We start from the raw sequence: 13,901 nt of genomic DNA on the forward strand, positions 1-13,901 counted from the left end.
CGGCCCGGTCAGCAGGACGATCTGGCCCGGCGGGATCCGCAGCGTGAGGCCTTGGGTAGGGTGCTGGCTGTTGAGCTGCGGTTTCGTCGTGTGAACGGCGAAACTCTGCGCACTAAGCGGCCGGTTCCAGGCTGTTTCTCGTCTGCGGGTGGTCGAGGAGGCAGGTTTCGACCCGCCGGCGTACGCGACCCTCAAGCGGCGTCTGCCCGCGTTCGCGAAAGAGTCCTGGCGGCAGAAGTTGGCCGCGGCGTGCGCCCGCACCGCTGATCTGGGCCGGCGTCACTGGTTCTCCACGATGTGTCCACCTTGTACTTCGAGACCGATGCCGGGGACGGGTTCCGTGAGCCCGGGTTCTCCGAAGAACGCCGCCTGGAGCCGCAGATCACGATCGGGCTGCTCACCGACGCAAGCGGGTTTGCGTTGATGGTCAACGCGTTCGAGGGCAACCGGGGCGAGACCACTACGATGCTGCCGACCAGATCATCTACTACCAGTACCGGGCGGACCGGGCTCGGCACACCCTGCACGGCATCGACGAACAGGTCGCCAAGGCCGAGCAGGCCGTCACCGGCAAGACCGCGGTCAAACGCAACCGATTCATCCAGCTCACCGGCGCCACCAAGAGTGTCAACCGGACCCTGGAAGCCAAGGCACGCCGACTGTTCCACATCGAGAAGTCGTTCCGAATGTCTGAACACGACCTACGTGCGCGGCCGATCTACCACCACCAGCGCGAGTCGATCGACGCGCACCTGACGGTCGTGTTCGCCGCCCTGGCCGTCAGCAGGTGGATCGAGCAGACCACCGGCTGGTCGATCAAGAAGTTCGTGCGCACCACCCGCCGCTACCGCACCATCGACATCCAGGCCGGCGAGCACACCCTCACCGCCGTCGACCGCTACCCGACGACCTCCGCGAGGCCCTCACCCGCATCCGCGACCGCGGTGCGCACCAATTTGAGCCAAGTCAGGTCTCACCGAGGGGGACCGGCTAGCGGCCGACCCCGGCGCACTGGGCGTCCGCCGGCCCGAGGTGCCGGACGGCGACGATGCGCGTCAGCGCCACCGGAACCGGCGGGCCGGATCCGGAAAGCACCGTCGTATAGACCGTTATACGAGTCAGGTGGACGAGCGGTGTCGTCTCACAGCTCGACGCCGCGGCGAGCGCGACGGCGGGAGAAGCGTCTTCGCTTCAGGTTCGCTGCCCCGCAGGGCAGCCGGCGCCTCCGATGCAGTGGGCGTAGAGCAGTGCGGCGGCGCCCACTACGCCCAGCCGTCCCGCGATCGTTCTCGCGCTCTTGCGGAAAATGTGAACCGCCCCCTCGCCCATTCACATCAGTTGGTGAATCCCGGGCCGATCGTAAACTGAGGTGACCAACGCGGTCAACTGAGGTGGACCGGTGGCCGCGAACCCGCCTCACCGCAGCTGGCGGCGCGGTAGACTCCGGACATGCCGGAGGAGATCGCGGCGGGGACCCTCTCCGCGAAGCTGAACCACCTGTTCGGCGTCGTGCGTCCCGCCGACGGCGACGAATACACCTTCGACGAGGTCGCCGAGTCGATCCGGGCCCAGGGCGGCCCGACCATCTCCGCGACCTACCTGTGGCAGTTGCGCAAGGGCCTGCGCGACAACCCGACCAAACGGCACCTCGAAGCGCTCGCGGGGTTCTTCGGCGTGCCCCCGGCGTACTTCTTCGACGACGCGGAAGCCGAGCGCATCGACGCCGAGCTGACGCTGCTCAGCGCGTTCCGCGACGCACCGGTCCGCCAGATCGCCCTTCGCGCGCGCGGGTTGTCGGCGAAGAGCCTCGAAGCGATCAGTGACATGGTCGACCGGGTCCGCGAGCTCGAGGGCCTGCCCGAACCGGCGAGCGACGCCGAACGATGAGCTCGCGCGGGCGACGGCAGCTGCGTCACCGCTTCGCCGCGGTGCTGCGGGACCTGGACCTGCCGGCCGCTTTCGACGTACCGGCGTTGTGCGCGGCGCTGGGTTCCCGCCGCGGACGCCCGATCCGGCTGCTGCCGCTGCCGGGGCTGTCCGAGGTGTGCGGGCTGTGGATCGCGACGGACACGACCGACCTGATCGCGTACGAGCGCCACACGAGCGCGCCGCACCAGGACCACATCGTGCTGCACGAGATCGGCCACATGCTGTGCGACCACTACCCGGCCACGCTCACCCCGGCCGAGCAGATGCGGCTGCTGCTGCCGAGCCTGGACCCGGCGATGGTCCGGCGCGTACTGGGGCGCGCGGGGTACTCGAGCGTGGAGGAGCGGGAGGCGGAGTTCTTCGCGTCCATGCTGGGCCAGCACACGGGCCTGGCCCATCGGGGTGATTCGGTCGCGGACCGGCTGCGCTCAGCGCTGGACGACGGCGGCGACCATGGATGACGCGAGCAGCGGCAGGCCTCCGACCGCGCTCGTGCCCGCCCGCCACCTCAACCCGGCCTCGTCGCCGGGCAACGGCGGCGGCGGCGGCCTCCCCACTCCCCCGGCGAACGGCGGCGACCGTGGGTGACGTGATCCGCCGCTACGGCCCCGCGATACTCGCCTGGATCCTCTTCGTGTTCCTCCGCCCCGGCCCCGCCCCCGGCCGCCGGCTCGTGCGGTTCTGCGTGCTGGGCCTCGCCGTCTCCCAGACCGCGCTGATCCCCGCCGTCCGCGACCTCACCCGCGCGCTCGGGGTGCCCAGCATCGAACTGCTCATCGCCCACCTCGCCATGGTCGGTGCGGTCTGGGCCGGGGCCCAGGTCCTCCTGCGCCTGCACGGACTTCCGGCCGCCGCCCGCCGCTACACCGCCTGGGCACTCGCCGGCGGCGCCGCGATGGTCGTCACCTTCGCACTGGCCCCCAACGTCATGCCGCAGTCGCCGTTCGTCATGGAGTACTGCATCGCCTACGCCGTGGCGCTCCTGCCCGAGTTCGCGGTCATCGGGCGGCTGTGCCTGCAGGACGCGCGCAAGGCGCCGGACCGGATCCTGCGCACCGGCCTCGGTCTGGTCGTCGCCGGGATCGTCGCCGCGGCCGCGTACATGGTGATCCGGACCGTCATCGCGATCTCGGCCCGCGCCCCGTTCGACTTCGACTACGGTAAGGGCTTCCTGCTGAGCAAGGCACTCCCGACGACCGCGCACCTGCTCGTGCTGGTCGGCGTCGGCGTGCCCGCGGTGGCCGGCCTGCTGCGCCGTCGCCGGCAGTACCGCCGGCTCGGCCCGCTCTGGCTGGCCCTCTACCGCGCCGAGCCCGCGATCGCGCTGGAACCGCCGCGCACCACCGTGTTCCCGACGCGGCTGCACCTCTACCGGCGGGTCATCGAGATCCGCGACGGCCTGCTCGTGATCCGCCCGTACCGCACCGGGTCCGCCACCGGTGAGCGGCAGGAGGCCGCCGAGATCCTGGCCGCCCTGCGCGCCCGCGAGGACGGCCTGCCACCGCTTTCGCCCGAGATGACCGTCCAAGGTGGACAGGACTTCGGCAGCGACACCGAGTACCTCTGCCGCGTCGCCGACGTCTTCCGGGAGATCAGCCGGCGGCCCGCCGCGACCGTGCCCTGATCACGCCACCGGCGGGGTGCCGTGCGTGTGGAACGACTCGATCGTCCGCAACCCCCACGCCTGCCCCTTGGCCCGCTCGGCCTCGGTCCAGGTGACCGGCTCCCAGTCCGGCGCGAAGATCAGCCGGCCGGTGGGGTTGCACAGCTCGACGCGGTTGCCGCCGGGCTCGTACAGGTAGAGGAAGAACGTCTGCTGGATCGCGTGCTTGTGCGGCCCGGTCTCGATGTGCACGTCGTTGTCGAGCGCGATGTCGGCCGCCCGCAGGATGTCCTCGCGCGTGTCGGTCGCGAACGCGATGTGGTGCAGGCGCCCGTTCGACTTCGTCCAGTCGGTCGTGTACACGATGTCGTAGGACTTCTGCGCGAAGTGCGTCCATTGCCCCGAAATCACGCCGCTGTCGAGCCGGATCTGCTCGGTGACCCGGCCGCCCAGCGCGTCGCAGATGAACCGGCCGTTGACCTCGGCCTCCCGCGCCAGGTAGTTGACGTGATCGAGACGCCGGACGCCGACCCCGCGCCCCGGGTAGGCCTGCGCCTGGTTCTTCAGCGCGGGCCGCAGGTGCTCGGGCGGCCGGTAGCGCTCGGTCTCCCAGTAGACCTCGAGCTCGTGGCCGTCCGGGTCGCGGAACAGGTACGTGGGGCCGATCCCGGTGTCGCCGTCGACCCACCCGACGCCGAGCCCGCGTTCCTCGAGCGCGACCACGCGCCGCTTGAGGGCCTCTTCGCTGGACGCGCGCACCGCCGTCCGCCCGACCCCGGACGTCTTCGCCGCGGTGAGCTTGAGGCTGTGGTGCTCGTAGTCGTCCCAGGTGCGCAGGTAGACGGAGTCGCCATCGGTGCCGTTCTCGGTCAGCCCGAGCACGCGGACGAAGAAGTCCAGGCTCTTCTCCGGCTCCGGGGTGAACAGCTCGACGTGGCCGAGGTGCGCGATCTCGTGGCGGGGCGAGGGCTGGGGCATCGGGGTCTCCTCAGGGGCGGGGGAAGACGGTGCCGTCGAACAGCTTCCGCGCGGTGCGGATCACCGTCGACCGGCGGACGCGCGATCCTTCGAACTCGATCGCCACCGCGAGCTGGCCGCTCGGGTGCTCGATCCGGACGGGTCCACGGTCGGTTTCGAGCAGCTCGCTCCCGACAGCGCCGTCGAGCAGCAACGCCGTGACGACGCTGACGCCACCGAGGACGCCGATCGAGGGGTGCGGCTTGACCGGGATGAACGTCCGGGTGCAGATCGCGCCGCCGTCGCGCGGGGCGGCGACGAGCGTGGTCTTGGGGACCGAGCTGCCGCGGACGTCGCCGAGGCCCATCAGCTTCCCGGCTTCGACGCGCAGGGCGTCGATCCGCTCGGCGAGGGCGGTGTCGGCGCTCAGTTCCTCGACGGACTCGTAGCCGGTGATGCCGAGGTCACCGGCGCGAGCGACGACGACCGGCATGCCGTTGTCCACACAGGACACTTCGATGCCGCCGACGTTGTCGCGGACGGCGCCGGTGGGCAGCAGGCTGCCGCAGACGGACCCTTCGGTCTCGGTGAAGTCGAGCTCGACCGGGGCGGCCGTGCCGGGCACGCCGGAGATGGCCGTGTCGCCGCGGTAGTCGACCTCGCCGCCGGGAGTGGCGAAGGTCGAGACGGCGACGGTGCCGGTGTTGACCAGCCGCACCCGCACGGTGGTGCGGTCTTCCCCGGCGGGCACGAGCCCGCGCTCGACGGCGAACTGCCCGACGCCGGCCAGGAGGTTGCCGCAGGTCTGCCGGTCTGAGACGGTGGGTTCTTCGACGCCGAGCTGCAGGAAGAGGTAGTCGATGTCGTGGCCGGGGTCGCTCGCCGCCGAGACGATGGCGACCTTGCTGGTGACGGGCTGGGCTCCGCCGACGCCGTCGATCTGGCGCGGGTCGGGGGTGCCCATGATCCGCATCAGGAGGTCGTCGCGGGTCTGCGGGTCGGTGGGGAGGTCTTCGGCGAGGAAGTAGGCGCCCTTGGAGGTGCCCCCGCGCAGGAGCATGCAGCGCACGCCGGTCATGCCTGCTCCTTTTCGTAGTCCTCGGCCGTCAGGTAGCGGACGCCGAGAGCTTCGAGCTTCTCCCGTAGCCCGTAACGGTCGAGGCCGAGCTGTCCCTGCGCGAACGCTTCCCTTGCGGCGGCTTCTTTTTCCAGCCGGGCCTGCGAAGCTTCGAGTCCGGTTTGGACATCTTCGCGGCGGACGCGCATGACACCGTCGTCGTCGGCGAGGATGGCGTCGCCCGGGCGGATCACCTGCCCGCCGATGACGATCGGCACGTTGACCGCGCCGGCGGTCGCCTTGACGGTGCCTTGCGCGCTGACGTCGGCCGACCAGACGGGGAAGCGGAGCGCGCGCAGGTCGGTGACGTCGCGGACGCCGGTGGTGGTGACCAGGCCTTTCACGCCCCGGTAGCGCAGAGCGGTGGCGAAGAGCTCGCCGAAGAGCCCGTCCCGGCACGGCGAGGTGGTGGTGACGACGAGGACATCGCCTTCGCGGCACTGTTCGACGGCCGCGTGGATCATGAGGTTGTCCCCGGGCCAGCAGAGCACGGTGACGGCGGTACCGCCCACGCGCACGCCGTCCTGGATCGGGCGCAGGTCCGGACCGAGCAGGCCCGAGCGCCCGAGAGCCTCATGAACGGTGGCGACGCCGTAGTCGGCCAACCGGGCGACTTGGTCCAGGTCGGCACGCGGCGGATCGGTGACGATGACGGGCTTCATACGGTTTACGGTACGGTTCGGTTGACGAAATTGTCAACAATCTTGGCGAGCAGATGGGTTCGCGGGTGACGGGGCTGGCGCGGAGCCCAACACGGCTCACCCGAGGGCAACGCAAAACCGCGCTGCCACTTCGACAAACATCGCTCAGCAACGCAAGACCGCGCTGCCACTTCGACAAACATCACTCAGCAACGCAAACCCGCGCGACCACGTCGACAAACCTCACTCAGCAGCGCGAGCGCGAACCAACCCCCGCCACCACTCGCGGCCGCGAATCCCCAGCTACTTCAAGACCCCGCTCACGGGCGCAGGTGCGAGACCTCCGCCGCGTCAGCGGCCTTGAGGGCCTCGATCACGCTCCCCAAATGCGCCCGCGCCGCCTCCGCCGCCCTCTCCGAGTCGTGTGCGCAGATCGCGTCGATGATCGCCAGGTGCTCCGGGAGCGACACCTGCGGCCTCCCCGGCCGCATCGCCAGCCGGAACTGGTGGCGCACGCTCTGGCCGCGCAGCCTCTCCAGCACCTGCGCCGCCGTGCGCTGGCCGCTGATCTCGCGGACCCTGCGGTGCAGGCGCTGGTTGAGGCCCGAATACCCGACCACGTCCCCGCCGGCCACCGCCTGGTGCATCAGCTCGCCCAACTCCTTCAGCTCGCCCACCTCAGCGTCGGAAACGCGCTCCGCCGCCTTCGCCGCGCACAGCGACTCCAGCATCATGCGGACCTCGGAAATCTCGACGGCCTCTTCCAGCGACACCGCGCGCACCCGCGCGCCCCGGTTCTGCACGCGCTCGACGAGCCCCTCGTTCGTCAGCTCGATCAGGGCCGCGCGGACCGTCGCGCGGCTGGCGGCGAACTGGCCGGACAGGTCCGCCTCCACCAGCCTCTGGTTGGGCACGAACTCGCCCCGGACGATCGCGTCGCGGATGGCCGCCACCACGGAACGCTCCCCCGGCTGCCCGTCCGCAGCACTCTCCGTCATACCCCGGCACCATCTTTCGAACAGACGCAGTTTGTTGACAATTTTGTCGAGAACATCGTGTACTCGATCGTAGCTTGTCGAGAGGATTCTGCTATGTCCGGAACCATCGCGGTACTGGGACTCGGCGAAGCGGGCAGCGCGCTCGCCCGCGACCTGGTCGCCGCCGGGGCCGTCGTCCGCGGCTACGACCCGGCCGTTCCCGCCACCGAGGGCGTCGTCGCGACCGGCTCCGAAGCCGAAGCCGCCGACTGCGCCGATCTGGTGCTCAGCGTGAACAGCGCGTCGGCGGCCGTCGACGCGCTCGAAGCCGGCCTGGCCGGCCTGAAGACCGGCGCGGCCTGGGCCGACGTGAACACCGCCTCTCCCGGCACCAAGCGCAAGCTGGCCGCCATCGCCGCGGAGCACGGCGTGCCGTTCGCCGACATCGCGATCATGGCACCGGTGCCCGGCCGCGGCCTGCGCGTCCCGATGCTCGCCACCGGCGTCGCGGCCGGAACCGTCGCCGGAACCCTGAACTCGTTCGGCGCCGCGGTCGAGGTCATGGACGGCGACGCCGGGCTCGCCGCCGAGCGCAAGCTGCTGCGCAGCGTGTTCTTCAAGGGCATGTCGGCCGCCGTGGTCGAAGCCTTGACGGCCGCGCGCGCGGCGGGCTGCGAGGACTGGCTGCGGAAGATCATCGTCGACGAGCTCACCGCGGCGAACGCGTCGACCGTCGACCGGCTCGTCGACGGCTCGGTCAAGCACGCCGTCCGCCGGACGTCCGAGATGGCGGCGGCCGCGGAGATGCTCGGCGAGCTGGCCGTGCGCGCCGACGTCGCGGCCGCGGCCCGTGACCAGCTTGCGCACATAGCTGATTCACAGGATTGTGAACAATCTTGACGCAACTCTTGTGGCCAATATCTCATCAGATGTAGCTTCGGACTTCTTCGCCACCCCGGACGAAAGGGACGAAGATGTCCGCACGAGAACTCGGCGGCACGACCGCCGCCACGGTCCGGCTCTCCCTCCGGGTCACCGCGTTGTGCTGGGTCCTCGTCTTGCTGGACGGGCTGGACCTGTTCGTCTACGGAGCGACGCTGCCGGGCGTGCTGGCCGACAAAGGCTTCGGCCTGACGCCGGTCAGCGGCGGGACCATCGGGAGCCTGACGACCTTCGGGATGATGCTCGGCGCGCTCGGCGCGGGCATCCTGACCGACCGCGTCGGCCGCCGGAAGATCATCATCACCGGCGTCGTCGTTTTCTCCGTGGCCGCTGCCGCCTGCGCCGCCGCGCCGACCGTCGGGTTCTTCGGCGCGGCGCGGTTCATCGCCGGGATCGGGCTCGGCGGGCTGCTGCCGTCGGCGATCGCGATGGTCATGGAGTACGCGCCGGCGTGGCGGCGGAACCTCGCCGTCACCACCGTGATGACCGCCCATCAGGCCGGCGGGGCGCTCGCCGGCGCGCTGGGGATGACGCTCGTCCAGTCGATGGGGTGGCGCTCGGTGTACTGGATCGGCGCGCTGCTGCTCGTGGTGGTGCTGCCCGCGGTCGTCTTCCTGCTGCCGGAGTCGATGACGTTCCTGCTGGCCAAGGGCAAGACCGAGCGGGCACGGGCGATCGCGGACCGGTTCGCGGTCCCACTCGGCACGTTCGCGCCGGAACCGTCCGAAGATCGCCGCGGTGGCCTGCGCGGCCTCTTCACACCGTCGGTGCGGACGACGACGGTGCTGTTCTGGATCGCCTCGTTCGCCGGGCTGCTGCTGGTGTACGGCGTGAACACGTGGCTGCCGACGATGATGCGCGGCAGCGGCTACGACCTGGGCTCCGCGATCAGCTTCCTGCTGGTGATCAACCTGGGCGGGATCGCGGGCATGCTCGTCGCCGGGCGGCTCGCGGACCGGTTCGGCGCCCGGCCGGTCGCGGTCGTCTGGTTCGCGCTGACCGCGTGCGGCGTCGGCCTGCTGGCGGTGCACCTGCCCCTGGTGGTGACCTACGTGGTCGTGTTCCTCACCGGCGCCTGGCTGTTCAGCGCGCAGACGCTCATCTACGCGGCGGTCGGCGCCTACTACCCCGCCGGCAGCCGGGCCACGGCGCTCGGCTGGGTGTCCGGCGTCGGCCGGACGGGCGCGGTGTTCGGGCCGTGGCTGGGCGGCATCCTGGTCGCGGGCGGGCTTTCGTCGTTCGGCTTCGTGGTCTTCGCGATCGCCGGCCTGCTCGGCGCGGTGATGGTGGCCCTCGTGCGGCGGAACGGCGTCTTCACGACGACGTCCGCCGCGCCGGTCAGCTGACCGGGCTCAGAACGGTGGTTGCCCGGCGTCGGGACGGCCGCACCAGACGCTGGTCGGCTTCACGATCGCGAGGACGAGCGTCGCCACGGCCGGGACGAGGACGAGCGCCAGGCCGAAGAACGAGCTGGCGGCGACCAGCCCGCCGCCGTAGTACCCGAACCCGACCACTTCCAGCACGACGGTCGCGATGGCCATGAAGATGGCGAACCCGCTGCCGACGATCGTGAGCAGGCGGCCCGCCGGCTTGCGCAGGAACAGCAGGATGCCGCCGGGGATCAGCGTGCCCACGAGGACCACTTCCTGGACCAGGGCGACGATGAACAGCCAGTGGATGAACCCGAGGTTCCCGATCGCGACGACGCTGGCGATCAGGCCGAGGAGCGAGAACAGCCCGCCGAGCACGGCGAGCACCCCGGCGATGATGGCGGTGGCCCCGTTCGGCTTCGGCGGCTGCATCCCGTAGCCGGGGTAGGGCGCGGGCGGGTACGCGAACCCACCGGGGTACGACGGCTGGCCGGGGTACGGCGCGGGAACACCACCCGCCGGGGACGGATAGGCCGGCTGCCCCGGGTACGGCTGCTGCCCCGGGTACGGCTGCGCGGGGAAACCACCCGACGGCGCCGCAAAAGGCTGCTGCGCGGGGAACCCACCCGACGGCGCGGCGAACGGCTGCTGCGCCGGATCCTGCTGCGCCGCGAACCCACCCGACGGCGCCGCGAACGGCTGCTGCGCGGGGTCGGGTTGCGCCGGGAAACCACCGGAAGGTGCGGGGTACGGCTGCTGTCCCGGGCCCTGCGGTCCGGGGTACTGCGGATTGGTCATGACGTCCTCGGTCTCGGCTGACCGCCCCCAACGGTGCACGGACTCCGGCTCCGGCGGCTCACGAGAAGTCTCTCACGCGGACCTGCGCGAATCCCCGCAGACCGGACGTCGAGCAGCCACGATCCCGTGGTCACGGGCCGTCCCTGAAGCGCACCTCAAAGTCACAAACTCGTCGCACATATTGTCAACAATTTCATCGACGATTAGTGTGCGAGTATCAAGCATGCGGAGCGACGAGGAACCACCTTGATCATCGACTGCCACGGCCACTACACGACCGCCCCGCCCGCCCTCGCGGCGTGGCGCGACCAGCAGGTCGCGTCGCTGACCGAGCCCGGCAAGAAACCCGCCCGGGCCGACCTGCGCATCAGTGACGACGAGCTGCGCGAGACCATCGAGCCGAACCAGCTGCGGCTCATGGACGAACGCGGCATCGACCTCACGATCTTCTCGCCGCGCGCCTCGTTCATGGCCCACCACGTCGGCGGCTTCGAAACCTCGGCCGAGTGGGCCTCGATCTGCAACGAGCTCTGCCACCGGGTCAGCACGCTCTACCCGGAGCGGTTCGCTCCGGCCGCGATGCTCCCGCAGTCCCCCGGCGTCGACCCGGCCACCTGCGTCCCGGAGCTGACCCGCTGCGTCGAGGAGTACGGCGCCGTCGCGCTGAACCTCAACCCCGACCCCAGCGGCGGCCACTGGACGGCCCCGCCGCTCACCGACCGGTCGTGGTACCCGATCTACGAAAAGATGGTCGAGTACGACATCCCGGCGATGGTCCACGTCAGCACGAGCGTCAACCCGGCGTTCCACACCACCGGCGCGCACTACCTCAACGCCGACACGACCGCGTTCATGCAGCTCGTCCAGGGTGACCTCTTCACCGACTTCCCCACCCTGCGGCTGGTCATCCCGCACGGCGGCGGCGCGGTCCCCTACCACTGGGGCCGGTTCCGCGGCCTCGCGATGGCCATGGGCAAGCCGGAGCTCGAGGAGCACGTGCTGCACAACGTCTTCTTCGACACCTGCGTCTACCACCAGCCGGGTTCGGACCTCCTCTTCGACGTCATCCCCGCGCGCAACATCCTGTTCGCCTCCGAGATGATCGGCGCCGTCCGCAGCGTCGATCCGCGGACCGGCCACCACTTCGACGACACGCGCCGGTACGCCGAAGCCGCGAAACTGTCCGAAGAGGACTGGGCGGCGATCCGGGAGCACAACGCCCGCGCCGTCTACCCGCGCCTCGACGCCCTCCTGAAGGGACAAGGCCGGTGACGGAACCCAAGACGCCGGGCTGGCTCGACTGGTACGCGGGTCCGTCCACACCGGACTTCGAGCTGCCGCACGGCACCGTCGACGCCCACTGCCACGTGTTCGGCCCGCAACAGGACTTTCCCTTCGCGCCCGAGCGCAAGTACACGCCGTGCGACGCGAGCAAGGAGCAGCTCTTCGCGCTGCGCGACCACCTCGGGGTCGCGCGCACCGTCATCGTGCAGGCGACCTGCCACGGGGCGGACAACTCCGCCATGCTCGACGCCGTCCGGGCGGCGGAGGGCCGGGCGCGCGGCATCGCGACCGTCCGCCCGGACATCGGCGAAGGAGAGCTGCGCGAACTCGACGCGGCGGGCGTGCGCGGGGTCCGGTTCAACTTCGTGAAACGGCTCGTCGACGCCTCGCCCAAGGAGGACCTGAGCACCATCGCGAAGAAGATCGCGCCGCTCGGCTGGCACGTGGTGCTCTACTTCGAAGCCGCCGACCTGCCCGAGCTCGAGGACTTCTTCGGCGAGCTGCCCGCGCCACTGGTGATCGACCACATGGGACGCCCGGACGTCACGAAACCCGTGGACGGCCCGGAGTTCGAACGGTTCCTGACGTTCGTCGACCGCAACGACGTCCACGTGAAGGTGAGCTGCCCCGAGCGCCTCACCGTCACCGGCCCACCGGCCCTCGACGGCGAGCGTCACGCGTACACCGACGTCGTGCCCTTCGCCCGGCGTGTGGTGACGGAGTTCCCGGACCGGGTGCTCTGGGGCACCGACTGGCCGCACCCGAACCTGAAGCACCACATGCCCGACGACGGCCTGCTCGTCGACTACGTCCCGCACATCGCGGAAACGGACGAGCTGCGGCGGAAGCTGCTCGTCGACAACCCGATGCGCCTCTACTGGCCCGGCGAAACCGCCTGAATCCCCCGAAGGGCATGCAATGCAGCACGCCAACGCACTCAACCGGCTGAACCGCCTGCCGATCTCGCGGTTCCACAAGGTCACCCTGCTCGCCGTCTCGTTCGCCTACTTCTTCGAGTTCGCGGACATCAACAGCTTCGCCACCACCGCACCCAAGCTGATCAAGCTGTGGGGCGTGACCGTCAACCAGGTCGCCTACGTGACCTCGCTGTCCTTCGTGGGCATGTTCTTCGGGTCGATCATCGCGAGCAAGCTCGCCGACCGCTGGGGCCGCAAGAACGCTCTCATGTGGACGACCGTGTGGTTCGGCGTCTTCTCCTTCGCCGCGGTGTTCTCCTGGGACATCGTGTCCCTCGGCGTGTTCCGCATCCTGACGTCGGCCGGGCTGTCGGCGATGACCGTCGTCGCGGTCATCTACGTCAGCGAGCTGTACCCGGCCGCGAGCCGCGGCAAGTACCAGGCCTACGCGATCGTGATCGGCATCTGCGGCACGCCGGTGACCAACCTGATCGCGAGCGCGGTGGTGCCGATCAACTCCTGGTCGTGGCGGCTGGTGTACCTGTGGGGCGCGCTCGGCGTGCTGCTGGTGCTCTTCACCCGGCAGCTGAAGGAGTCGCCGCGCTGGTACGAAAGCCGCGGCGAGCACGCCAAGGCGGACGCGGTGCTGCGGGAGATCGAGGAGCGCGTCGCGGCGGAGAAGGGCCCGCTGCCGGAGCCGGCGCCGCCGATCGAGGAGGCCGCGGTCGGCAAGGCGCCGCTGCGGTTGCTGCTGCAGAAGAAGTACCTGATGCCCACGTTGCTGCTGACGGTCCTGTGGGTGACGCAGACGATCGGCTTCTTCGGCTACTCGAGCTGGGCACCGACCCTGCTGGCCAAGGAAGGCTTCAGCGTCGAGAAGTCGGTGTTCTACGTGGCGCTGACGACGGTCGGCGCACCGCTGGGGTCCTACCTCGCGGCACTGGTGACCGACCGCTTCGAGCGCAAGTGGTGCCTGGTCGCGTTCGGCACGGTCATCGCGCTCTGCGGCCTCTTCTACGGGCTCACCTTCAACCCGGTCCTCATCGTGGTGTTCGGCTTCCTGGTGAACCTGTTCGAGCGTGGTTACACGGCCCTCGGCTACGCGTACTCGCCGGAGCTGTTCGACACCCGCGGCCGGTCGCTGGGCACGGGCGTGTCGTACGGGCTCGGGCGGTTGTCGAACGCGGCGGGACCGTTGATCGTCGCCGGGTTGTACAACGGGAGCGGCTACCGGAGCGTGTTCTTCTTCATCGCGGGGACGTGGCTGCTCGGCGCGCTGGTGCTGGCGGTGTTCGGCCCCCGGACCCGGGCGGCGCGGCTCGCGCAGACGGCCCCGGAGGTCAAGCCGGCCGGGGTCTGAGCCACG

14 protein-coding genes and 1 pseudogene are annotated in these 13,901 nt (G+C 70.4%); 10 read left to right on the forward strand and 5 right to left on the reverse strand.

Translation table 11 applies throughout. The features are described from left to right. Positions 1-145: 145 nt before the first annotated feature. The 5 genes and pseudogenes from ABZ342_RS44660 to ABZ342_RS44680 form a co-directional block, all read left to right on the forward strand. Positions 146-994, forward strand: a pseudogene (locus ABZ342_RS44660) (IS1634 family transposase); the annotation flags it as partial. A 455-nt stretch (positions 995-1,449) separates the two neighbouring features. Beyond that, positions 1,450-1,887 (forward strand): helix-turn-helix domain-containing protein, encoded by a 438-nt coding sequence (locus ABZ342_RS44665; RefSeq protein ID WP_155543027.1) that lies wholly within the window; start codon positions 1,450-1,452, stop codon positions 1,885-1,887. After that, positions 1,884-2,390, forward strand: a complete 507-nt coding sequence (locus ABZ342_RS44670) for a hypothetical protein (RefSeq protein ID WP_360486920.1) — start codon at positions 1,884-1,886, stop codon at positions 2,388-2,390. Before ABZ342_RS44665 ends, ABZ342_RS44670 begins: the two co-directional genes overlap by 4 nt. Beyond that, a complete protein-coding gene (locus ABZ342_RS44675; RefSeq protein ID WP_360486922.1) occupies positions 2,383-2,517 on the forward strand; it encodes a hypothetical protein in 135 nt (44 codons plus the stop codon). Before ABZ342_RS44670 ends, ABZ342_RS44675 begins: the two co-directional genes overlap by 8 nt. Beyond that, the gene (locus tag ABZ342_RS44680) at positions 2,510-3,553 is read left to right on the forward strand and encodes an MAB_1171c family putative transporter (RefSeq protein WP_360486925.1); all 1,044 of its coding nucleotides are present in this window, start codon (positions 2,510-2,512) and stop codon (positions 3,551-3,553) included. The genes ABZ342_RS44675 and ABZ342_RS44680 overlap by 8 nt, the downstream gene beginning before the upstream one ends. Here the strand turns inward: ABZ342_RS44680 and ABZ342_RS44685 are convergent, their stop codons facing one another. The 4 genes from ABZ342_RS44685 to ABZ342_RS44700 form a co-directional block, all read right to left on the reverse strand. Further along, positions 3,554-4,510, reverse strand: coding sequence for a catechol 2,3-dioxygenase (locus tag ABZ342_RS44685; RefSeq protein WP_360486928.1), 957 nt, complete (start codon positions 4,508-4,510; stop codon positions 3,554-3,556). Positions 4,511-4,520: 10 nt separating this feature from the next. Then, positions 4,521-5,567, reverse strand: a complete 1,047-nt coding sequence (locus ABZ342_RS44690; protein ID WP_360486931.1) for a 4-oxalomesaconate tautomerase — start codon at positions 5,565-5,567, stop codon at positions 4,521-4,523. Next, the gene (locus ABZ342_RS44695) at positions 5,564-6,268 is read right to left on the reverse strand and encodes a 4-carboxy-4-hydroxy-2-oxoadipate aldolase/oxaloacetate decarboxylase (protein WP_360486934.1); all 705 of its coding nucleotides are present in this window, start codon (positions 6,266-6,268) and stop codon (positions 5,564-5,566) included. The genes ABZ342_RS44690 and ABZ342_RS44695 overlap by 4 nt, the downstream gene beginning before the upstream one ends. A 299-nt stretch (positions 6,269-6,567) precedes the next feature. Further along, entirely contained in the window at positions 6,568-7,245 is a 678-nt protein-coding gene (locus ABZ342_RS44700; RefSeq protein ID WP_155543021.1) for a GntR family transcriptional regulator, read from the reverse strand. Positions 7,246-7,338: 93 nt separating this feature from the next. Between ABZ342_RS44700 and ABZ342_RS44705 the strand changes: the two genes are divergently transcribed. Both ABZ342_RS44705 and ABZ342_RS44710 read left to right on the forward strand, forming a co-directional pair. Beyond that, positions 7,339-8,124 (forward strand): DUF1932 domain-containing protein, encoded by a 786-nt coding sequence (locus ABZ342_RS44705; protein WP_360486937.1) that lies wholly within the window; start codon positions 7,339-7,341, stop codon positions 8,122-8,124. A 74-nt stretch (positions 8,125-8,198) separates the two neighbouring features. Continuing rightward, the gene (locus tag ABZ342_RS44710; protein WP_360486940.1) at positions 8,199-9,512 is read left to right on the forward strand and encodes an MFS transporter; all 1,314 of its coding nucleotides are present in this window, start codon (positions 8,199-8,201) and stop codon (positions 9,510-9,512) included. A 6-nt stretch (positions 9,513-9,518) separates the two neighbouring features. Here the strand turns inward: ABZ342_RS44710 and ABZ342_RS44715 are convergent, their stop codons facing one another. Beyond that, on the reverse strand, positions 9,519-10,334 hold the full coding sequence (locus ABZ342_RS44715) for a hypothetical protein (protein WP_360486943.1): 816 nt from the start codon (positions 10,332-10,334) through the stop codon (positions 9,519-9,521). A 246-nt stretch (positions 10,335-10,580) separates the two neighbouring features. Here ABZ342_RS44715 and ABZ342_RS44720 point away from each other — a divergent pair, with 246 nt between their 5' ends. The 3 genes from ABZ342_RS44720 to ABZ342_RS44730 are packed head-to-tail and all read left to right on the forward strand — an operon-like array spanning position 10,581 to position 13,895. Then, positions 10,581-11,606, forward strand: a complete 1,026-nt coding sequence (locus ABZ342_RS44720; protein WP_360486946.1) for an amidohydrolase family protein — start codon at positions 10,581-10,583, stop codon at positions 11,604-11,606. After that, entirely contained in the window at positions 11,603-12,517 is a 915-nt protein-coding gene (locus tag ABZ342_RS44725; protein WP_360486949.1) for an amidohydrolase family protein, read from the forward strand. Before ABZ342_RS44720 ends, ABZ342_RS44725 begins: the two co-directional genes overlap by 4 nt. A 19-nt stretch (positions 12,518-12,536) precedes the next feature. Continuing rightward, on the forward strand, positions 12,537-13,895 hold the full coding sequence (locus ABZ342_RS44730) for an MFS transporter (RefSeq protein ID WP_360486952.1): 1,359 nt from the start codon (positions 12,537-12,539) through the stop codon (positions 13,893-13,895). The last annotated feature ends 6 nt before the right edge of the window (positions 13,896-13,901 follow it).

Source organism: Amycolatopsis sp. NPDC005961 (assembly GCF_040629235.1).
In the GTDB taxonomy this organism is placed as follows: domain Bacteria; phylum Actinomycetota; class Actinomycetes; order Mycobacteriales; family Pseudonocardiaceae; genus Amycolatopsis; species Amycolatopsis camponoti.